The sequence below is a fragment of the Vibrio renipiscarius genome, from assembly GCF_000827885.1.
In the GTDB taxonomy this organism is placed as follows: domain Bacteria; phylum Pseudomonadota; class Gammaproteobacteria; order Enterobacterales; family Vibrionaceae; genus Vibrio; species Vibrio renipiscarius.
In genome coordinates this window covers 85,839-107,182 of the sequence record NZ_JTKH01000024.1, presented here as the reverse complement: position 1 = coordinate 107,182, position 21,344 = coordinate 85,839, and the positions used below count along the sequence as shown (strand labels likewise).

Genomic DNA, 21,344 nt, shown 5'->3' with positions numbered 1-21,344 from the left:
TTTGACCCAAACTAAAGTCACCCCGAAATGTTGTTTTCTTCGATTTTCTGTAATTGATGTTAATACTGATTAAAGCCATCTGTTTAAAACCATAACCCAAAATGAGAACTAGGGTCTGTGATGCTGGCGGTATGATAAAAAATTTGCGGGTTAAAGAACGTGGAGTATTGTTGTGATTGGCGGCCAAGTATAATCAAAGGGCCATCGATTGAATCAGTTGGCAAAAATTTTGGCTATGAGTGCGAATGAATATTGTTGATGTCACAATTTCACTTTGAGCTTTAATTGACAAGCGTTGTATAATTAAGAGGTTATCAACAACAAGGCGAATGGAATGAAGGTATTAGTGACAGGTGGTATGGGTTATATCGGTAGCCATACATGTATTCAAATGTTAGCGGCAGGCATGACGCCAATCATTATTGATAACCTGTATAACAGCAAGCCATCGGTGTTGGGGCGAATCAAAGAAGTCACGGGTGTTGATGTTCAGTTTATTGAAGGTGACATCCGTGATAAAGCCTTCTTGACGAAAGTTCTTAAAGCAAATGACATTCAGTCAGTCATTCATTTCGCAGGTTTAAAAGCGGTGGGTGAGTCAGTCGAGAAACCACTTGAATACTACGATAACAACGTTCATGGTACGCTTGTTTTAGTCGATGCAATGCGAGAGGCGGGCGTTTCAAGCTTGATTTTTAGCTCGTCTGCTACTGTGTATGGTGATCCTGCCTCGGTGCCAATCAAAGAAGATTTTCCGACTAGCGCGACGAATCCTTATGGCCGAAGTAAGTTGATTGTTGAAGAATGCTTAACTGATTTCCAACATGCTAATCCTGATTGGAGCATCACGCTATTACGTTACTTTAATCCAGTCGGTTCTCATCCGTCGGGTAAGTTGGGTGAAGATCCGCAAGGGATCCCAAATAACTTGATGCCGTTTATTGCTCAAGTCGCTGTAGGTCGTCGTGAACATCTATCGATTTTTGGTAACGATTACCCGACAATCGATGGTACGGGTGTACGTGATTACATTCACGTGATGGATTTGGCCGACGGTCATATAGCGGCGTTAAATGGTGTGGGTGCGAAAGCCGGGTTGCACACATACAATTTAGGCGCAGGTAAAGGTTATAGCGTACTTGAAATGGTTCAAGCATTTGAAAAAGCAAGCGGTAACCCAATTGCGTATCAATTTGCCCCGCGTCGTGCAGGCGATATTGCGGAATGTTGGGCGGATTCAAGCAAAGCCGAGCATGACTTAGGTTGGAAGGCGACACGCACGGTTGATGAGATGACGCAAGATACATGGCGTTGGCAGTCACACAACCCACAAGGCTACCCTGACGAACAGGCTTGATCCGTCAATCCTTTTAGGGATCTCAGATTCTGTCGCTCTGCTCTTAGTATGATGAATTAGATGATGAGAGACAAAAAAACCGAGCTAAATTGCTCGGTTTTTTTATGAGTGATACTTGTTGTTAGTCAAGCAGCTCTTGTGCGGTATTCACGACGTTTTCAACCGTGAAGCCGAACATTTCAAACAGTTGCTCAGCTGGTGCTGATTCACCGAATGTAGTCATACCGATGATACGACCATCAAAACCTACGTACTTGTACCAGAAGTCAGCAATGCCGGCTTCAATCGCTATACGCGCTGTCACATCTGATGGCAATACTGATTCACGGTAAGCCGCATCTTGCTTATCAAACGCATCGGTTGCTGGCATTGATACGATACGTACCGCTTTGCCTTGCGCCGTTAGTTCTTCTGCCGCTTTCACCGCTAGTTCAACTTCAGAACCCGTTGCGATAAGGATTAGCTCAGGCTTGCCTGCGCAATCTTTAAGGATGTAGCCGCCGCGCGCGATGTTCGCCACTTGCTCTGCATCACGAGGTTGTTGCGCTAGGTTTTGACGCGAGAAGATAAGCGCTGATGGGCCATCTTTACGTTCAATCGCCAGTTTCCATGCCACTGCAGACTCAACTTGGTCACATGGACGCCATGTGCTCATGTTTGGTGTTAGGCGTAGAGAAGCAATTTGCTCAACCGGTTGGTGAGTCGGGCCATCTTCGCCCAGACCGATAGAGTCATGGGTGTACACTTGGATGTTCTGAATCTTCATCAGAGCAGCCATGCGCATCGCGTTACGTGCGTATTCCATAAACATAAGGAAAGTCGCACCGTAAGGCACGAAACCACCATGCAGAGCGATACCGTTCATGATCGCCGTCATGCCGAATTCACGCACACCGTAGTGGATGTAGTTACCAGAGAAGTCTTCTGCGGTTAACGACTTAGAGCCAGACCACATGGTCAGGTTAGAAGGCGCTAGGTCAGCTGAGCCACCCATGAATTCAGGTAGCATCGCACCAAACGCTTCTAGTGCGTTTTGAGACGCTTTACGTGATGCAATGTTAGCTGGGTTTGCTTGTAGATCCGCAATGATTTGCTGAGTCTTCTCTTCCCACTGCGCTGGTAGTTCACCGTTTACACGACGCTTAAATTCAGCCGCTTCTGCTGGGTAAGCGGCTGCGTAAGCGGCGAATTTCGCATCCCAAGCCACTTCTTTATCTGCGCCGGCTGCTTTTGCATCCCACTCAGAGTAAACATCCGCTGGAATTTCAAATGCTGGGTGTTCCCAACCTAGGAATTCACGCGCCGCGGCGATTTCTTCTGCACCCAGTGGTGCGCCGTGACAATCATGAGAGCCTGATTTGTTTGGCGAACCAAAACCGATGATGGTTTTAGTACAGATTAGCGTCGGGCGAGGATCCGCTTTTGCCGCTTCAATTGCCGCATTGATTGCGTCAGCATCGTGACCATCAACCGCAGGGATAACATGCCAGCCGTACGCTTCAAAACGCTTAGGCGTATCGTCAGAGAACCAACCTTCCACGTGACCGTCAATTGAGATGCCGTTGTCATCCCAAAATGCAATCAGTTTGCCTAGACCAAGCGTACCCGCAAGAGAACAAGCTTCGTGCGAGATGCCTTCCATCAAACAACCATCACCCATGAAAACATAAGTGTGGTGGTCAACGATGTCATGGCCTTCTTTATTGAACTGAGCAGCCAAAGACTTTTCAGCCATCGCCATACCCACTGCGTTGGTGATGCCTTGACCTAGAGGACCGGTTGTCGTTTCGATGCCTGGTGCGTAACCGTATTCAGGGTGACCTGGCGTTTTAGAGTGCAGTTGACGGAAGTTCTTAAGGTCGTCGATAGACAGCTCGTAACCACTTAGGTGTAGTAGAGAGTAAATCAGCATTGAACCGTGGCCGTTAGAAAGAATAAAACGGTCACGATCAGCCCACTCAGGGTTCACTGGGTTGTGATTTAAGTGAGAGCGCCAAAGAACTTCAGCGATATCAGCCATACCCATTGGTGCGCCAGGGTGGCCTGAATTTGCTTGTTGAACGGCGTCCATGCTTAGAGCACGGATTGCATTTGCTAAATGTTTACGATCCATAGTGGTTACTTCTCGATAAATTTGGAATTAAAGAGAACTTATTAAATAAGCTCAAATAGAAATTATTATGAAAGTGGATAATAAAAGCGAGTAGCTGGGCTACTCGCTTTCAGTAAGCAATTAAAGTTTAGCGGCAATCATTTCTTCAAGTTTGCCTTGGTCAACAGCGAAGTTGCGGATGCCTTCTGCTAGTTTCTCAACCGCCATTGGGTCTTGGTTGTGATCCCATAGGAATTCAGCGTGAGTCATCGCGGCAGGGCGCTCTTTAGTACCGTTAGAATCGATAAGTTTTTCGACTACTTCGCCTTCCGCTGCTTCTAGGTCTGCAAGCAATTGAGGTGCGATTGTTAGACGGTCACAGCCTGCAAGTTCAAGGATCTCGCCGATGTTACGGAAGCTTGCGCCCATAACAACCGTTTCGTAGCCGTGGTCTTTGTAATAGGTGTAGATGTCTGAAACAGAGATAACGCCTGGATCTTCTGAAGGTTCGAAATCACGGCCTTCTTTCGCTTTGTACCAGTCCATGATGCGACCAACGAAAGGAGAAATTAGGAATACGCCTGCTTCAGCACAAGCACGAGCTTGAGCAAAAGAGAAAAGAAGCGTTAGGTTACAGTTGATGCCTTCTTTTTCTAGGATCTCAGCTGCGCGAATGCCTTCCCATGTTGAAGCGAGTTTGATCAAGATGCGGTCGTTCGTGATACCGGCATCGTTGTACATTTTCACTAGCTGGCGCGCTTTCGTTACGCTGCCTTCCATATCGTAAGAAAGACGGGCATCTACTTCTGTCGAGATGCGACCTGGGATGGTCGTTAGGATTTCTTTACCGATGTTAACCGCAAGCATGTCGCAAGTGTCTTGTACTTGCTGAGTTTTATCGTTGCTTTGTGCTTTTGCGTATTCGATCGCTTGGTCAATCAGTGGTGCGTACTCTTCAATTTGAGCCGCTTTAAGAATTAGAGATGGGTTAGTGGTGGCATCTTCTGGTTGGTATTTTTTGATTGCTTCAATTTCACCAGTGTCTGCTACAACCGTTGTTAGTTTGCGAAGTTGCTCTAATTTATTGCTCATAATTGATCATCCTAATTTTCAGTACACGCTAACAGGGAACAGTAGCGTATACATTTGCAAGCGAGTTAATGGAGAGTACTTGTCTAAATTTAGACCGTTCCAGCCCATTAAAAGAAAACTTTTGTTCGTTAGTTCAATTGTTCTGAGCATTTGTTCTAACGATGAGTAAATGATGAGTTCATATTTATCCTATTGGGCGCCAATGTCAATTAGCGAGTGCGTAATTAAGTGAGCTGAATCAACATTGTTTTGATGTGAATGGCAGGTGAAATCTGAGTAAACGTTTGCTTGTGATTTTGGAATACGATTGACGATGGCAGAAAACTCAAATGATAGTTGCGCATTTGTATTGCGCGCGCGCAAATGTGCAGGGTAAAATAGAGGAATGGACAATATGACTGCCATGAGTATATGAACAGTTTAGATATACTGCTTGGTTGTTTTCTTCATTTAGATGGATAACGTCAGTGACAACAACAGATAAGTTTATAGACAGTGCCGATTTACTGACCGAGATTTCCGTATCGTATTATCAAGATGGTGCGACTCAGGAAGAAATTTCAAAAAAATTCGCGATCTCGCGAGCGAAAGTCGGTCGATTACTCAAGCAAGCCCGTGATGAAGGGATTGTTGAAATCACGGTAAAGTATCACCCAGTTTTCAGCGCGAAAATTGAACAACGATTAATCGAACGCTTTGGTGTCAAACGAGCACTCGTTGCATTGGACCAACCTAATGAAGAGCGACAACGTTTGCAAGTCGCGGGGCTTGTGTCGAAATATATGGCCAGTACTTTACAAAACGGCACCGTTGTCACTATTGGGCAAGGACGTAATGTCTCGGCGGTTGCACATCATATTGGTGTCATTCCTCAAAAAGAAGTGAAGTTTGTCTGTGGCATTGGCGGCATCCACCCTCGCGGAGGCATGTTTAACGCCGACCATATTTGCCGACAATTCGCGAAAAGCTACGGTGGTACCTCTGAGACGCTTTATGCTCCCGCTTATGCTGAAAACCGAGAACAAAAATTAGCCTTTATGCAAAATGCAACGGTTAAGCAAACTCTTGATTTGGCACGTAAATCCGATGTCGCCTTGATTGGTATTGGTGATATGAGTGAAAACAGCTACATGGTTGATTTGGGTTGGTTTACGCCTGATGAGGTGGTGCAATCTCGTTTGCATCAAGGTGTCGTCGGTGACTTTGCTGGGCACGACTTTTTTGACATTCATGGTGTTGCTGCCAAAACGGTCATGAGTGATCGAGTCATTGGTTTGGGGATTGATGAGTTTCGTACGATTTCAGAAGTTATCGCTATCGCCGCAGAAAATAGCAAACCCTTGGCATTGCTTGGCGCATTGCGAACGGGCGCAATTGATGTGATTGCCACTAGCGTAAGTAACGCATTAACCGTTCTCAATCTTGACGAACAAATTGCGGATAAAACGCAGCACAAAGGCGAATAACAACGAATGTAACTTTTACAATAATGTAACTTTTGCAATGAAGATGCGATCGTTTAATACTTAGTCGCATCTTTATTTTGTTTTGGCGTCAAAATTATTCTTTTTTGGTTAATTGATTGTTAACCATGCAAGGAGAGTAATGATGAAGAAAACAATGATCGCTGCCGTTTTTTCCAGCACTTTAGCGTTTAATATCAATGCGCAAGAAAGCGTCGTTGCTGGCTACTTCGCCGATTGGCAATATGCCAATGCTGATAATCCTTATCAAGTAAAAGACATACCGGCAGAAAACCTCACCCATATTATTTATGCATTTTTGAGTATGTGCGGCCCTCACGCCGGTGCCAGTGAAAAAGTTCAACAACAAGTGGCCGAACAATGTGAAGGAAAAGCACCGTACACGGCAATCATAGTCGATAAAAAAGCAGCACTTGAAGAAGATTTTGGCGCGGTTGACGTTGAGGTTAATTACCAAGGTCATTTTGCGCAATTAGCGCAGCTAAAAAATGAACATCCTACCATTAAGATCCTGCCTTCTTTTGGCGGTTGGACCATGTCTGAACCCTTTCATGCCATGGTTAAAGACCCTAAAGCGATAGAACACTTTTCAAAAACTGCCGTTGAACTCATTGCAAAATATGATTTTTTCGATGGTGTCGATCTTGATTGGGAATACCCAGGAGGCGGAGGCTTAACCACGTCACCATGGAATCCAGAAACCAAGCTGACTGACGAGCAAAAGGCGTTAGAGCGAGACGCGTTTACTCAGTTGGTCAAAGTCCTTAGAGCCGATTTAGATCGGCTTAGCCAACAAACTCAGCGCGATTACGAGCTTTCCACCGCCGTGGGGGTTGGCGCAAAAGCCGCGCAAATTGATTGGTCGGCTGCCAGCCCATATTTAACCAATATGTTTGCGATGACATATGATTTTCTTGGTGGGTGGGGAACCCAGACGGGCCACATGACCAATTTGCACGCGACAGAGCGCAGTTGGTGGGGGATGGGGGCGGATGTCTTTATTGACCAGATGATTGAACAAGGTATTCCAAGTGAGAAGCTTGTGATTGGCGCGGCTTTCTATGGGCGAGGCTGGCAAGGTACCCAAGGCTATGCCGGTGGTTTACCCAAAGGCGATTTGCAATCAGATCAGGGCGCTCAATTTGGAACGGGCGAGAATGGTTATTTTATGTTCTGGGATATCGTCAAAAACTATGGTGCTAAGCAAGGCTATCAATACAAATACGATGAGCAGGCCCAGGCCCCTTATCTCTGGAACCCTGAAAGTAAGGTTTTTATTTCATTTGAAGATGAGCGTTCGATCAAAGCCAAGGCTGCTTGGGCTAAGAAGGCAAAACTGGGGGGAATTTTTACTTGGGAGCTTTCGGGAGATCCTACCGGTGAACTTGTCGAGGCCATGAAAGACGGAATTAAGTAAGAAAATCCCCGAAGCATCGGGGACTCTCTAATTTAGAATAATGGCAGTATTTCTCGATTATTGAATCGGTAATTGTGGGTTGCTGCCCCATTCTGTCCATGAGCCGTCATAGACCTTTAGCTGTTTTACATCATAGCCAATCAGTGAGGCGGCCAATAATACGATGCAAGCAGTGACCCCTGAGCCGCAACTAAACAAGTACTCTTGTTTTCCAGTGGTAAGAACTTGCTGCACGATAGGTGTCAGCTGTTCAACGGTTTTGAGTTTATGACCATCGATTAGTTCGGCAAAAGGCAAGCAAACCGAATTTGGAATGTGGCCACTGCGAATTCCGGCTCGAGGTTCAGGCGTTTGACCAAGAAAACGCGCCTTCCCACGTGCATCCACCGTTAAGCTGGTGTTATCGTCAATCTTCTGCTTCACATATTGAGCATCGACAAAGTAATTGGTCTCTAACGTGCCATTGAAGTTGCCAGCAGGCGCATTGCGGTAATGCGTGGTCGTCGGATATTCACAACGCTTCCATTCCGTTAGACCACCATCAAGCACGAATACGTTTTGGTGCCCCATCGCTTTTAACATCCACCAAGCACGTGGAGCGGCGAACGTGCCGCTGTTGTCATACACCACGATAACCGACTCGTTATTCAAACCAATTTGTTGAGCAAGTTGATTAAATCGTGCTTCGTTTGGCATCATGTGGGGCAGTGAAGCCTCAGGATCGCAAAAATGCGTATCGTAATCGAAGCGAATCGACTGCGGGATTAGGTTTTCTTTATCTTTTGGAGATTCAGAAGGAATTTGAAAATCGATACTCGCGTCCAAGATCATTAGGTTTGGATTATCGCTTTGTTGGTAAAGCCATTCTGCGGATACAAGGGGAGTGGTCACAGGTAAAGTCACATTGCCTCCTATTGGCAAGAGATAAAGTGGTAGCGGGTACGACCGAATAAATCGGTGGTTTGTTCGATCTGAGCCTGACTTCTTGGACTGCATTGAGCGCTTGTTGGCGCGGATAAGACGTGGGTTTGCCCTTTGCCCATATCGAGAGTCAAAAATCGACGTTGCCCATCAAGAGATTGAGTGAGCGTGGATTCGATAATCGGAACATGAGTGACTTGGCTATTGTTGTTGGATCTCAACAACAATAGCGCAAGCAGCAGCATCAAAGCGGCGAGTAGGGCGGCAACATAGTATTTAGGGTTATCCATAACCGAAGTGTCCTATCCTGATAGCCTATTTTTGAGCACACACAGAGCATGTTGGCATTTTCATCAAATTCATCTCTCGCCATGACATTGTCATCGCATCCAGAATCAAAATTTTGCCTTGTTTTGGCGTGCCATAGTTTGCAATGACTTTAATCGCCTCCATCGCCTGCATTGCGCCAATAATACCTACGACAGGCGCCATGACACCGGCTTCAACACAACTCAAAGCCCCATTACCAAATAAACTGCTCAAACACTGATAGCAAGGCGCTTGCTCATCTTGGTAAGTAAAGACGCTTATTTGGCCTTCCATACGAATGGCTGCACCAGAAATCAACGGTGTCTTATGCTGGTAACACAAGCGGTTTAGCTGGTTGCGTGTATCCACATTGTCAGAAGCGTCCAGCACTAACGTATGCGTTGCAATTAAATCGGAAAGCGCTTCATCGCTTAATCGCTGATCAATTGTGGCGATCTCGATGTGCGGATTCAAAAGTGCCAAAGATTGTGCAGCTGATTCGACTTTCTTTTTACCAATATCAGCATCGTGATGCAGAACTTGGCGCTGCAGGTTCGACAATTCGACAATGTCATCATCGATAAGGGTGAGTTTGCCAACGCCTGCAGTCGCTAAGTACTGACTTGAGGCGCAACCCAAACCACCGGCGCCAAGGATTAAAATCGATGCTTGCTTGAGGGCTTCTTGGCCATCAAAATCAAATTGGTTTAATACAATTTGGCGATTGTAACGCAGCATCTCTTGATCGGATAAGATCTCCACAGCGACCTCTAGTATAACGTTGAGTTAAACAGCTGAATTTGTACCGTTTCGCCCGCTTCGACGCGGCCACGTTCACGTTCCAGTACAACAAAGCAATTGGCCAAGCTCATCGAACGGAATGCGCCAGAGCTTTGGTTACCTGTCGTTTCGACCACAAATTGCCCGTTCTCAAGCGAGTAGATACCGCGCTGATAATCGGTGCGACCAGGGGCTTTTTTAAAACCACTTTTCGTTATGGCAGGAATCGACACAGGCGCTTTCCACTCAGTATGTCCTGACAGTTTGGCTAGCATAGGTTGCACTAATACATACATTGTCAGTACGGCAGAAACGGGATTACCGGGTAGGCCGCAGAACCATGCTTGGGAAAGCGCGCCAAATGCAAAAGGTTTGCCCGGCTTGATGGCGAGTTTCCAAAAACCAATCTCGCCAAGCTCTTCAAGAATGTCTTTAGTATAGTCAGCTTCACCAACACTTACGCCGCCGGAGGTGACCACAACATCCGCGACCGATTGTGCTTGCTCAAACGTTTCTTTTAACGTTTGTGGGCAGTCAGGAATAATGCCGAGATCAATGGCTTCACAGCCGAAATTTTCAATCAGGGGTTTAATGCCGTAACGGTTGCTGTCGTAGATTTGACCGGCTTCGAGAGGTTCCCCCAGCGGTTTTAATTCATCGCCGGTTGAGAAAAAGGCCACTTTGGGCTTACGAATCACGGTTATATGACTCACGCCCAGCGACGCAATCATTGGAATATCACGCGGCGTTAAACGCGCGCCTTTGGCTAAAACCACATCGCCTTGTTTGATATCATCGCCAGTCGGGCGGATATTATTTTGTGGTCTGATGTTGGACTCGTTAAACACGATACCAGCGTCAGTGACTTCGGTGTTTTCTTGCATGATCACGGCGTCACAACCGGCAGGGATCTGTGCTCCGGTCATAATGCGAATACAAGTATTGGCTGGCCACTCACCATCAAAAGGTTGACCTGCGAACGATTTGCCTGCCATCGGTAGTGTGTTCGACTGCGCTAAATCCGCGATGCGTACGGCGTATCCATCCATAGCAGAATTGTCGAATGGCGGGACAAATATCGGCGAAAGAATGTCTTGTGCAAGAACAAACCCCAGCGCCTCAGCAAGTGGTAAATCGAGGGTAGTTTGAAGTGGTTCAATGCGCGATAGCATTTTTTCCATCGCGTCTTCAATTGGCATTAAGCCAGGAGCGTCACAGCAACCCATGGTGTCATTCCTATTCTATTTATAGTTTTGACTCACTTTACCATAAATTCCACGCGACACTAAGCGTACCGTGGCGTTGAATCGTCCGCAGAATAACGCCCGTAGTTAAAATATGGGTGTAATTATTAAAAAATCCGAGTATCCTTGTCAGCCATCCGCAAGGAGTAATATGAGGAAGTGGAATGTCAGGTCTGAGCGAGTCCGCATTGTTAGTAAAAGATGCACTTGAAAGCCGTGGATTGGAGACACCGATGGTGCCTAGCCAATTTAGTCGTGAAGAAAAAAAGGAAAAGATCCAACATCATATGAGAGAAATTCTGTCTCTGCTTGATCTTGACCTTACTGACGACAGTTTAGAAGAAACACCGCACCGCATTGCGAAAATGTATGTGGATGAAATTTTTTCTGGTCTTGACTACCAAAACTTTCCGAAAATTACCGTGATTGAGAATAAGATGAATGTCAGCGAGATGGTTCGCGTAAAAGACATCACCTTAACCAGCACGTGTGAGCATCACTTAGTGACAATTGATGGTAAAGCGGCGGTGGCTTATATCCCACGCGGGAAAATCATTGGTCTTTCGAAGATCAACCGTATTGTGCGTTTCTTTGCTCAGCGTCCTCAAGTACAAGAGCGATTGACGCAGCAAATCCTAGTTGCGTTGCAGACATTATTAGAATCTGATGATGTCGCAGTGACCATTGATGCCACGCATTATTGTGTGAAATCTCGTGGCGTTATGGATGCAACCAGCCAAACGACGACAACCGCACTTGGTGGGATATTTAAATCCATCCCAGCGACGCGGGCAGAGTTTTTGCACGGGTTACGTTAGCCTTCGGGTACACGAATTTTTGTAAGAACCGCTTCTTGAGAGGCGGTTTTTTTATTTTGCTATTTTCTTCTATGCTCATTGCATAGAGTGACAAACGACGAGTATAAGTTTTGACCGATTCATTTAAATCTTTACCATTACAGCCTGAGCTTCTAACGACACTTGATTCTTTGGGTTACACCCAAATGACACCTATCCAAGCACAAAGCTTACCGATCGTACTAGACGGCAAAGATGTTATTGGCCAAGGCAAAACGGGTTCAGGTAAAACGGCAACGTTTGCGTTGGGTTTGCTATCAAACCTAAAAGTAAAACGTTTTCGCGTTCAATCTTTGGTTCTGTGTCCAACTCGTGAATTGGCAGACCAAGTGGCAAAAGAAATCCGTACGCTAGCGCGCGGCATTCACAACATTAAAGTGCTTACTTTGTGTGGTGGTATGCCTATGGGACCGCAAATCGGTTCACTAGAGCATGGCGCGCATATCTTAGTCGGTACTCCGGGTCGCATTCTTGATCACCTTAGCCGTGACCGTATCGACTTGTCAGAGTTAAATACGTTGGTATTGGATGAAGCAGACCGCATGTTAGACATGGGTTTCCAAGACGCACTTGATGCGATCATCGACCAAATGCCGACAGAACGCCAAACGTTGCTATTCAGTGCGACTTTCCCGAAAGAAATTGAAGCGATTGCTTCTCGCATCATGAAAGCGCCTCAATTGGTGAAAGTGGAATCGACGCACCAAACATCAACGATTGAGCAGCACTTCTACAAGATCAATTCAACGGAAGATCGTGATGAAGCGCTAGAAACGTTGCTTATGGCACATCGCCCTGAGTCATCCGTTATCTTCTGTAACACGAAGAAAGAAGTGATGGCGGTTGCCGATGAGCTGCATAACCGTGGTTTCAGCGTGATTGAATTGCATGGTGACCTAGAGCAGCGTGAACGCGATCAAGCGTTAACCATGTTTGCAAACAAGAGTATCTCAATTCTTGTTGCAACGGATGTTGCAGCGCGCGGTTTGGATGTTGATAACCTAGATGCGGTATTCAACTTTGAATTGTCACGCGATCCAGAAGTTCACGTACACCGTATTGGTCGTACAGGTCGTGCAGGTTCAAAAGGCCAAGCATTCAGCTTCTTTAGCGATAAAGATGGCTACCGTACCGCTTTGATCGAAGAGTACATGGACATTGAAATTAAGCCATCAGCGCTGCCTCATCGTCCAGTGGGTGAACCATTTGACGCTGCAATGACGACCATCCAAATTCTTGGTGGTAAGAAGTTGAAAGTGCGTGCGGGTGATATTCTTGGTTCACTGACCAAAGAAGCAGGCATTGACGGTAAGCTAATCGGTAAGATCAATATTCTTGCGATGGTTTCTTACGTAGCAGTCGATAAATCAGTCGCGAACCGCGCTCTAAAACAACTGCAAAATGGTAAGATCAAAGGTAAAGCGTTTAAAGCGCGTATCATGAAGTAATTAACACGACACCGGTTTGGTGTCGTGATCATGAATAAAATAAAACGGCTTCTCATGTGAGAGGCCGTTTTGCTTTCAATCGCGACTCTCTACTTGCTATTCCCATCGACTAGACGTTATTTGGCTCAATAACGGAGAGGTTTAGCACCGAGCGTTAATGACAACAGTTACAGTTGCGTTTGAACTTACTCATTTTGCCAATGCCTGGATTGAACGTGTTGGTCGGATCGAGTGAGTGATAAAACGCTTGAAGTTGTTGTTCCGCTTCGTAGAGATGCCCCACATTATGTTCCGCAGGGTATTTAGCCCCTTTTTCTGTGAGCAATTTCAGCATTAAGGCTTTCATCTTTTTCGTGTCTGTTCCTTTTCTGAAAATGTAGTCTTGGTGGAATACATGACACATAAAGTGGCCATAATAGAGACCGACAACCAAATCTTTGGTGATCTCTTTCGGTAACTGCTCAACCCAATCAATGTCGTTCCGGCGTAAGGCAATATCCAACGCCAAGATTTCTTCTACTTCTTTCGCATGTATCGTTTCGTAGCGAATGGCCGCGCCTGCCGCCGCGAATCGGTGTAGGAGCGCTTTTTTCCCTTCTTCTTCAGTGCATTCAAAATACTCGCATTCCCCATGAATGGACCACACTTGATCAAGGTATTGCTTGGCTTCTTCAATACCACCATCACTCATTTTAAGGATGAGATGATGTTCAAATTTGTCGCGATATTGCACCATGCGTCGTGGTAAGTGTTGAGGAAAGAGCTTACTCAGATAGTAGAGACTGATATCGGGTAATTGGTCCGAAAGAAACGGCACTCGCTTGAGAAAGGATTCCACTTTGGCTTTCAGAGCAAAGAATTTGGGTCAATTGTCAGTGCCCAAGTGATGGATTGAAAGAAAGACATCTTTACCATACTCAGCCGCAAGATCGAAAATATCACGGTGCATGTATTCACCCATTTCGGGTAGATGCTCAAATTGGTCGAGCATATCGCGACGCAGCATAGTGAGTTGGTCAGGGTCATTACAACCGATATAAAAAAGCTGTTCTTTTTCTGGGACAGGGTAGGTATCGACGCGTACGGCGAATACGGCTAATTTCCCTGCACAGCCACTGGCTTCAAATAAGCGTCGTGCATCGGCATTAAAGCGTGAGGGTGTATCGGCATCAATGTCGCGAACACGCTGTTCATATTCGTGATCGGATGCCATGGCGTTGCTATTGTCGACTGAACTCGAGGTGAAGTTGCCTTGTTCAACATTAGTGAGGATCTGCTCCGGTGTTTCACCGAGATCACGAATGCCAAGGTGGTTAACTAATTCTAATTCCCCTTCTTTTGTCACTCGGGCAAACAGCGCAAGTTCGGAGTAAGCGGGGCCTCGTTTAACCAAAGCTCCGCCGGAGTTATTGGCTATCCCACCCACAACGGTTGCACCAATCGAAGACGAACCAATCACTGAGTGAGGTGCACGGTTGATCGTTTTTAAACGCTTATCAAGTTGATGTAAGCTGACGCCGGGTAGGCTTACGATCTGTTTTCCGTCATTAATCAGGTGCAATGCGTTGATTCGCATTATATTAATGACCACCACTTCTCGATCGTAATCTTCACCGCTTGGCGCAGACCCTTCGGTTAAGCCAGTTTTTGCGGCTTGCATAATGATGATGCAATTCGCTCGTACGGCGGCTTGCAATAACTGCCATTGTTCAACTAGAGAGGAGGGAAATAGAACCGCAAGTGCTTTGCCGCTGCCTGAGCGAAATCCCGAGCGGTAATACTCGGTTTTCTTCTCCTGAGTTAACACATGTTCTTCACCAACAATCTTGATAAATTCTGCAATTAAATCGTGCTTATTCATGTCCATCCTTGTCATTACTCAACCAGTACGATGTTACGATCTAGTTATGTCACATTTTAATAACATAAGGTAGAGAGAGGGCGCACAGACTTGAAGTTAACTGAGATGAATAACAATAAAGTGCGTTTTGGGAAAGAAATGAGTGGTATCAAAAAGGGAAGAAAATAAAAGGGAGCAAAATGCTCCCTTAATGGTACGACAAAGTGGATGTTAGCAATGCGTAAGCATGGCATTCCAATTTTTTTGCTGTGCTTTGCATTCGTCTTTTAGCTGGCGATAGCGGATGAGCAGTAAAGAGTGCTCATATTTTTCGACTAAACCGTGATGCTTCTGCTCAAGTAATTGGCGTTTTAACTCATAGAAATCTTTGAGTTTTCTCATCAATAGATCAAATTCGTCATTCAGCGCTTGTTTTAGGTGCGCCATATCTGGTCGGTCTTCAAGTTTGTCTAAAGCTAACTTAAGCGCTTGTTTTGCTTTGGCTTGTTCAATTTTTATCTTTGGTGTCGTACGCAGCTTGTCTGCAAGTCCTAGCCAGTGAGAGCTTTTAATGAACCATTTAGTGGGATCATACTGCCACCAATAAATACCGTTACGATAGTCATTCTCGAAGATATGGTGGAAATTATGGTAACCCTCACCAAAAGTGAAGATCGCCAGAATACCGTTATCACGCGCGGTGTTCTTATCGGTATAAGGTTGTGATCCCCATACATGCGCCAATGAGTTAATAAAGAATGTGGTGTGGTGGCTTAAAACCAAACGTAATACGCCCACAATAAGCAGCATGCCAAGGACATCGCCATAGATAAGCCCGAGGGCGAGCGGAATGCCTAAGTTTGTCAGCAGAGCAAGTAAGAGATAGTACTTATGCTGCCACATAACGATGGGATCTTTATGCAAGTCGCGGCAGTTAGCGTAGTCGTCGTACGTTTCCTTGTTGTAATGTCGTAGCATCCAACCAATGTGTGAGAACCAAAGTCCACGCTTAGCTGAATATGGGTCGATGTCATTTTTATCAACATGTTTGTGATGAACGCGGTGATCAGAACTCCAGTGCAGCGCGCTGTTCTGGAGGGCAAATGCACCACCAATCGCAAAAATGGCTCGTAATGCGGGGTGAGCTTGATACGTTTTGTGCGACCAGAGACGATGATAGCCAGCCGTAATGGATAAGTTACAAAATGAAAAAGCAATCAAAAGCAATACCCAATGAGCAGTTTGATAGCCATTGACGATGCCATACCAAGGCACAGCGACGATTGCGGCCATAAATGTAGTCAGAAAGAGAAGTACATTAAGCCAAATTATGGGTGGTTTGACAGAGGGACGCATTCAATAATCCTTTTAGCGAACAATTGTGCGCTAGAATATCAGCGTACACATGTAAGTCAAATCGATGTTGTTGCAATTTGTGAAGGGAAATAGTTTTAGAATGTTTTGCATTTCTGTGGTTAACGCATAGTATGGAAAAGGAATGGACGCCTACAGGAAGTAATAGGAACTAGCAATGGAAATAAAAGTAGCTGAATATAAAGACTACGAACGTATTGCGCATTTGCACGCGCAGAGTTGGAAAACCTACTATCAAGGGATATTAGGAGCCGATTACCTTGAAAATGAAGTGATTGATGATCGCTTGGTTATTTGGCAAACACGTCTGATTAACCCCCCGTTTAACCAACATGTTTTGATTGCCGAAGATGATGGCCAGTTGTGCGGTTTTATTTGTGCGTTTGGTAATCACGACTACGAAAAAGGCACTATTATTGACGCCTTACATGTGGACTCTCGCTATCGAGGCCAAGGTGTTGGAGCGGCCTTGTTTATTGAGATGGCCAAGTGGATAGAGCAGTATTTTGCCGACACAGGTGTTTATTTGGAAGTGATGGCTAAGAACAATCAAGCTATCGACTTTTATGAGCATCTCGGCGGAGAGCATTCTCTTGAGCGCCTTTGGGATGCACCATGTGGAAACCAGGTTCCAGAATTGGTTTATACTTGGCCGTCAGCCAGTGCGTTATTGAAAATTCTATCGGATAGTTCGATCTCGACCGCAGAAATAGATTGAAACAACTTCAACGCGTTATCTTGATGTTTCTCGGACATTAAACCAGGTACCGTTAGGTAAGTTACTGAGTATACAGCCACTTATCGAACGGTATTGACATGAAAAAAACGATCCTGGCCTCCGCACTGCTCTCCTCGCTGGTGTTAGTTGGATGCGGTGAATCAGAAACGGCCTCGAAGCAACTTCCTGCGTCTTTAGTCAGTGCTGAGCCTGTTCTCAGTACTTCTCATCAGCAAAGTAAGTCTTATATCGGTCGCGTTCAAGCGGTTGAAGATACGAATATTACCGCCCAAGTTTCAGGGTATCTGAAAGAGCGCCATTTCGACGAAGGACAAATGGTCGAAGCTGGGCAGCTACTTTACTCAATTGAACCCTCTTCGTTTGAGGCCCAGTTAGCCGCAGCCAAAGCCAGTGTTGCGCAAGCGAACGCCAATCTTAAGAAAGCACAGCTAGATTTTAATCGTGGTAAAAACCTTTTGCCGAAAGGCAGTATCTCCCAATCTGAATTTGATAACTTAACCGCCCAATTGCTTGGCGCGGAAGCACTCGTTGAGTCTTCAAAAGCGCAGCTTAAACTGGCGGAAGTGAATCTCTCTTATACCCAAATTAAAGCCCCTTTTGCTGGAAGAATCAGTTCAAGCAAAGTCAGTACCGGTGACTTGGTCTCGCCACAATCGGGTATCCTTACCACCTTGGTGAGCTTGGATCCTGTGCACACAACCTTTAATGTCAGTGAGCGCGAACGCCTAGAAATGGGGATGGATCGCGTAAAAATGGATGGCAGTGAAAATTCCAATGGAGTGGAAGTGCAAGTCATGCTTGAAAATGGCCAAGTATTTGATCACCTTGGATCGTTAGACTACCTCGGTAACCGTATTGATCTTGCTACCGGCACATTGGCCATGCGTGCCATTGTCCCTAACCCTGATTTTCGCTTATTGCCGGGCCAGCATATTCGTGTTGAATTGCGTGAAAAATCCCCGACAGATGTGTTAGTTGTCGCGCGTCGCGCAGTGCAAACTGACCTTGAAGGTCATTTTGTTATGCTGGTGGTTAATGGTGATACGGCTGAGCGTCGCAATGTTGAACTTGGACGCCAATTGGACCAAGGCATCGTGATTACCAACGGTTTAAAAGCCGACGATATCGTGATCACTCAAGGTTTACAGCGTATTCGCAATGGCGCCCCAGTGCGTGTTGAATCACAGACGGATAAATAATCGGGGGCTCGATGCTAAGTCGTTTCTTTATCCAGCGCCCTAAATTTGCGCTGGTTATCTCAATCATTCTCACATTGGCTGGGGCGATCGCGCTGGCCATATTGCCGATTGCAGAATATCCAAAAATCAGCCCGCCATCGGTCAGTGTATCGGCCTACTATACGGGGGCGAGTGCGGAAGTTGTCGAACAGGCAATTGCGGACCCATTAGAATCGGCCGTTAATGGCGTAGAAGATATGATTTATATGTCTTCTAAAAGTGCCAATGACGGTTCATACAGCTTAAACGTCACGTTTGATGTGGGCACCGATCCTGACATGGCACAGGTCAACGTGCAAAACCGTGTTTCTCAAATTGAATCTAAGTTGCCACAAGAAGTTCGCATGGCGGGCATTACGGTGAAAAAACGTTCACCCGATCTACTGATGGTGCTGAACTTTTACGATCCTGATGGCCATTATGATGACCAATTTCTGATTAACTACATCAACTTGAATGTGAAAGATCAGTTGGCGCGTGTTACCGGCATCAGTGAAGTGAATGTGATTGGTGGCGGTGAGTACGCGATGCGTGTTTGGCTTGACCCTGAAAAAATGGCCAATCTAAAAGTCACCACCACGGATGTGAATGCTGCACTGAAAGAGCAGAACGTGCAAGTAGCCGCAGGCCGAGTGGGTGCAGCGCCTTACAATAATGCTCAGGAAGTGCAGTTTAACTTGGTCACGAAAGGGCGCTTAGAATCTGTCGAAGAGTTTGAGCATGTTGTGCTGCGTGCCAATAATGATGGGTCTACGGTCTATCTGAAAGATGTCGCACGCGTTGAGTTAGGTAAAAAGTTTTACGATGGTAGTGGTAAGTTTCGTGGGCAGGATGCTTCAATCGTAGCGCTTTCATTACAATCGGATGCGAATGCACTAGAAAGTGGCCAGGCCGTCATGGCCTTATTGGAGAAACTGAGTGTTAACTTCCCTGATGGTATGGCATATGAGACCAGTTATGACACCACCGTCTTTGTCGCAGAATCGATTAAAGGGGTAGTTAAAACACTGATTGAAGCGATTTTACTCGTCATAGCGGTTACTTATCTATTTTTAGGCAGTGCGCGCGCGACATTAATACCAGTTGTGGCGATTCCGGTTTCACTGATTGGTACGTTTGCAGTGATGCAAATGACCGGCTTTACGATCAACACCGTGACGTTATTTGGTTTGATCCTCGCCATTGGTATTGTGGTCGATGATGCCATTCTTGTGATTGAAAACGTCGACACGACGATGGCAAAGGATCCAACAATCTCTCCTCGTAAAGCAACCTTGCTTGCCATGAAAGAAGTGACGGGGCCGATTGTGACCTCTACGCTCGTCTTGTTAGCGGTATTCTTACCCGTGGCAATGTTGCCTGGGATTACAGGGATCATGTATCGACAGTTTGCTTTAACCATCTGTATCTCGGTGGTTATCTCTTCAATCAATGCGCTGACGTTATCACCTGCTATTTGTTCTTTGGTTCTCAAGCAGGGTGGGGGAAACACGGCCCGTTGGTTCCAAGCGTTCAATAATGGACTTGCGGCGATTACCACTCGTTATGGTCAAATCGCAGGGTTTTTGGTCAAGAAAACCATTCTCTTGGCGGGTTTCTTTGTCGTTGCAATCGTAGCGGTAACGTTCTTTGCAAAAACAACATCGACCGCTTTTGTGCCTCAAGAAGATAAGGGTATTTTGCTGGTTAACGTTCAACTTCCTGATTCTGCGTCCTTGTCTCGAACCGAGGAAGTGACGGAAGAACTGATCGACATGGTCGAGCAAGAACCGGGCGTTGATGGCGTCACTGTCGCGAATGGCTTCGCTTTTATGACAGGGGCGGCGGCATCGAATGGAGCTTCGCTCTTCATCAAGTTGCACGATTGGGATATGCGTAATGGCTTGGACGGTGATCATTCATCAATGGCTATCGCTCAGCGCATTAATGGCCGCGCCGCAATGCAACTTCCACAAGCTGTTGTTTTTGCGATGGGGCCTCCGGCGGTCCCAGGAATGGGCGCAGCTTCCGGTTTTGAGTTTGTTCTGGAAGATACGTTAGGACGCAGCCGTACCGACTTGTCGATCTTGATGAATGATTTGATTGACGAAGCGAAAAAGCAACCTGAAATTGGTTTTGCCTTTTCAACATTCCGAGCCAACGTGCCGCATTACTATGTCGATATTGATCGCGAAAAAGCGCAGCAACTTGGAGTGCCATTATCCAGTGTTTTTCAAACGCTACAGGGTAACTTAGGTTCCTTGTATGTGAATGACTTCACCATGTTCGGTAAGAATTTCCGCGTGACTATGCAGGCTGATGCGGAACACCGCAGTGGAATGGATGATCTTGAACGCTTCCATGTTCGCTCCGCGACAGGCCAGATGGTTCCGTTGAGTACGCTGGTCAGTTACGAGCAAATCTTCGAGCCGGATGTTGCGTGGCGTTACAATATGTATCGCAGCGCTGTGATTCAAGGCCAACCCGCGCCAGGTTACTCGAGTGGTGACGCTATCGCGGCAATGGAACGTGTAGCGGCTGAAATGCTCCCACAAGGGTATCAATATGAATGGACAGGGATGGCTTACCAAGAAGTACTGGCCGGTAACCAAGCGATTTTTGCTTTTGCCCTAGCGTTGATCTTCATTTACCTCTTTATGGTGGCGCAATATGAAAGTTGGAGTATTCCTCTGGCGATTATTCTTGTGGTTCCGGTGGCGACGTTTGGCTCTTTCTTAGCGTTGAATTTAACCGGGACGCCATTGAATCTCTACGCTCAGATAGGGTTAGTCTTGCTCATCGCATTGGCGGCAAAAAACGCGATTTTGATTGTGGAATTTGCCAAGGTAGAGCGTGAAGACAACGAAGCATCAATTGATGAGGCCGCGGTGAAGGGCGGTACGCTACGTTTTCGCGCGGTGAACATGACATCATGGTCGTTTATCTTGGGTATCTTCCCACTGATCTTCGCTTCTGGGGCTGGGCATATCAGTCAAAACTCGCTAGGTGTTTCATTGATTGGTGGCTTGCTCTGCGTACTTCTCGCGGGTACGTTACTTATCCCGGGCTTCTATGCCATGGTGCAACGTCAGCGCGAGAAAGTTCATGGCGGCAGCACTAAGTTGGTGGATTTGGATGACGAATAAGTCCGTTGTTCAAAATCGATAAGCACA

Annotated in this window: 15 protein-coding genes and 1 pseudogene; 8 read left to right on the top strand and 8 right to left on the bottom strand. The window is 46.1% G+C overall.

Features of this window, described 5'->3' with window-relative positions:
* Positions 1–334 precede the first annotated feature (334 nt).
* Positions 335–1,357 (top strand): UDP-glucose 4-epimerase GalE, encoded by a 1,023-nt coding sequence (galE, locus tag OJ16_RS14160; protein WP_040991908.1) that lies wholly within the window; start codon positions 335–337, stop codon positions 1,355–1,357.
* Positions 1,358–1,478: 121 nt separating this feature from the next.
* Here the strand turns inward: galE and tkt are convergent, their stop codons facing one another.
* Entirely contained in the window at positions 1,479–3,470 is a 1,992-nt protein-coding gene (tkt, locus tag OJ16_RS14155; RefSeq protein ID WP_040991907.1) for a transketolase, read from the bottom strand.
* A 120-nt stretch (positions 3,471–3,590) separates the two neighbouring features.
* Complete coding sequence (gene tal / locus OJ16_RS14150; RefSeq protein WP_040991906.1) at positions 3,591–4,541, bottom strand: transaldolase; 951 nt, start codon at positions 4,539–4,541, stop codon at positions 3,591–3,593.
* 467 nt (positions 4,542–5,008) lie between these two features.
* On the opposite strand from tal, the gene OJ16_RS14140 reads away from it, so the two are divergent.
* Positions 5,009–6,007, top strand: coding sequence for a sugar-binding transcriptional regulator (locus tag OJ16_RS14140; protein ID WP_040991904.1), 999 nt, complete (start codon positions 5,009–5,011; stop codon positions 6,005–6,007).
* Positions 6,008–6,149: 142 nt separating this feature from the next.
* Positions 6,150–7,442 (top strand): glycoside hydrolase family 18 protein, encoded by a 1,293-nt coding sequence (locus tag OJ16_RS14135; protein ID WP_040991903.1) that lies wholly within the window; start codon positions 6,150–6,152, stop codon positions 7,440–7,442.
* 57 nt (positions 7,443–7,499) lie between these two features.
* On the opposite strand, the gene OJ16_RS14130 is transcribed toward OJ16_RS14135, so the two are convergent.
* The 4 genes from OJ16_RS14130 to moeA are packed head-to-tail and all read right to left on the bottom strand — an operon-like array spanning position 7,500 to position 10,678.
* Positions 7,500–8,345 (bottom strand): sulfurtransferase, encoded by an 846-nt coding sequence (locus OJ16_RS14130; protein WP_408063505.1) that lies wholly within the window; start codon positions 8,343–8,345, stop codon positions 7,500–7,502.
* A gap of 8 nt (positions 8,346–8,353) precedes the next feature.
* Positions 8,354–8,653, bottom strand: a complete 300-nt coding sequence (locus OJ16_RS14125) for a hypothetical protein (protein WP_040991902.1) — start codon at positions 8,651–8,653, stop codon at positions 8,354–8,356.
* 25 nt (positions 8,654–8,678) lie between these two features.
* Positions 8,679–9,434, bottom strand: a complete 756-nt coding sequence (gene moeB, locus OJ16_RS14120) for a molybdopterin-synthase adenylyltransferase MoeB (RefSeq protein WP_040991901.1) — start codon at positions 9,432–9,434, stop codon at positions 8,679–8,681.
* 8 nt (positions 9,435–9,442) lie between these two features.
* Entirely contained in the window at positions 9,443–10,678 is a 1,236-nt protein-coding gene (gene moeA / locus OJ16_RS14115) for a molybdopterin molybdotransferase MoeA (protein WP_040991900.1), read from the bottom strand.
* A gap of 182 nt (positions 10,679–10,860) precedes the next feature.
* On the opposite strand from moeA, the gene folE reads away from it, so the two are divergent.
* Positions 10,861–11,514, top strand: a complete 654-nt coding sequence (gene folE / locus OJ16_RS14110; RefSeq protein ID WP_005599495.1) for a GTP cyclohydrolase I FolE — start codon at positions 10,861–10,863, stop codon at positions 11,512–11,514.
* A 110-nt stretch (positions 11,515–11,624) separates the two neighbouring features.
* On the top strand, positions 11,625–13,001 hold the full coding sequence (dbpA, locus tag OJ16_RS14105) for an ATP-dependent RNA helicase DbpA (RefSeq protein WP_040991899.1): 1,377 nt from the start codon (positions 11,625–11,627) through the stop codon (positions 12,999–13,001).
* Positions 13,002–13,155: 154 nt separating this feature from the next.
* Here the strand turns inward: dbpA and dld are convergent.
* Positions 13,156–14,862: pseudogene (dld, locus tag OJ16_RS14100) on the bottom strand (D-lactate dehydrogenase).
* A 210-nt stretch (positions 14,863–15,072) separates the two neighbouring features.
* Positions 15,073–16,197: an acyl-CoA desaturase gene (locus OJ16_RS14095; protein WP_040991898.1), complete on the bottom strand. Its 1,125-nt coding sequence runs from the start codon at positions 16,195–16,197 to the stop codon at positions 15,073–15,075.
* A 175-nt stretch (positions 16,198–16,372) separates the two neighbouring features.
* On the opposite strand from OJ16_RS14095, the gene OJ16_RS14090 reads away from it, so the two are divergent.
* The 3 genes from OJ16_RS14090 (at position 16,373) to OJ16_RS14080 (ending at position 21,317) form a co-directional block, all read left to right on the top strand.
* On the top strand, positions 16,373–16,933 hold the full coding sequence (locus OJ16_RS14090; RefSeq protein WP_040991897.1) for a GNAT family N-acetyltransferase: 561 nt from the start codon (positions 16,373–16,375) through the stop codon (positions 16,931–16,933).
* A 98-nt stretch (positions 16,934–17,031) separates the two neighbouring features.
* Positions 17,032–18,153: an efflux RND transporter periplasmic adaptor subunit gene (locus tag OJ16_RS14085; RefSeq protein ID WP_040991896.1), complete on the top strand. Its 1,122-nt coding sequence runs from the start codon at positions 17,032–17,034 to the stop codon at positions 18,151–18,153.
* An 11-nt stretch (positions 18,154–18,164) separates the two neighbouring features.
* Positions 18,165–21,317, top strand: a complete 3,153-nt coding sequence (locus tag OJ16_RS14080; RefSeq protein WP_040991895.1) for an efflux RND transporter permease subunit — start codon at positions 18,165–18,167, stop codon at positions 21,315–21,317.
* Positions 21,318–21,344 lie beyond the last annotated feature (27 nt).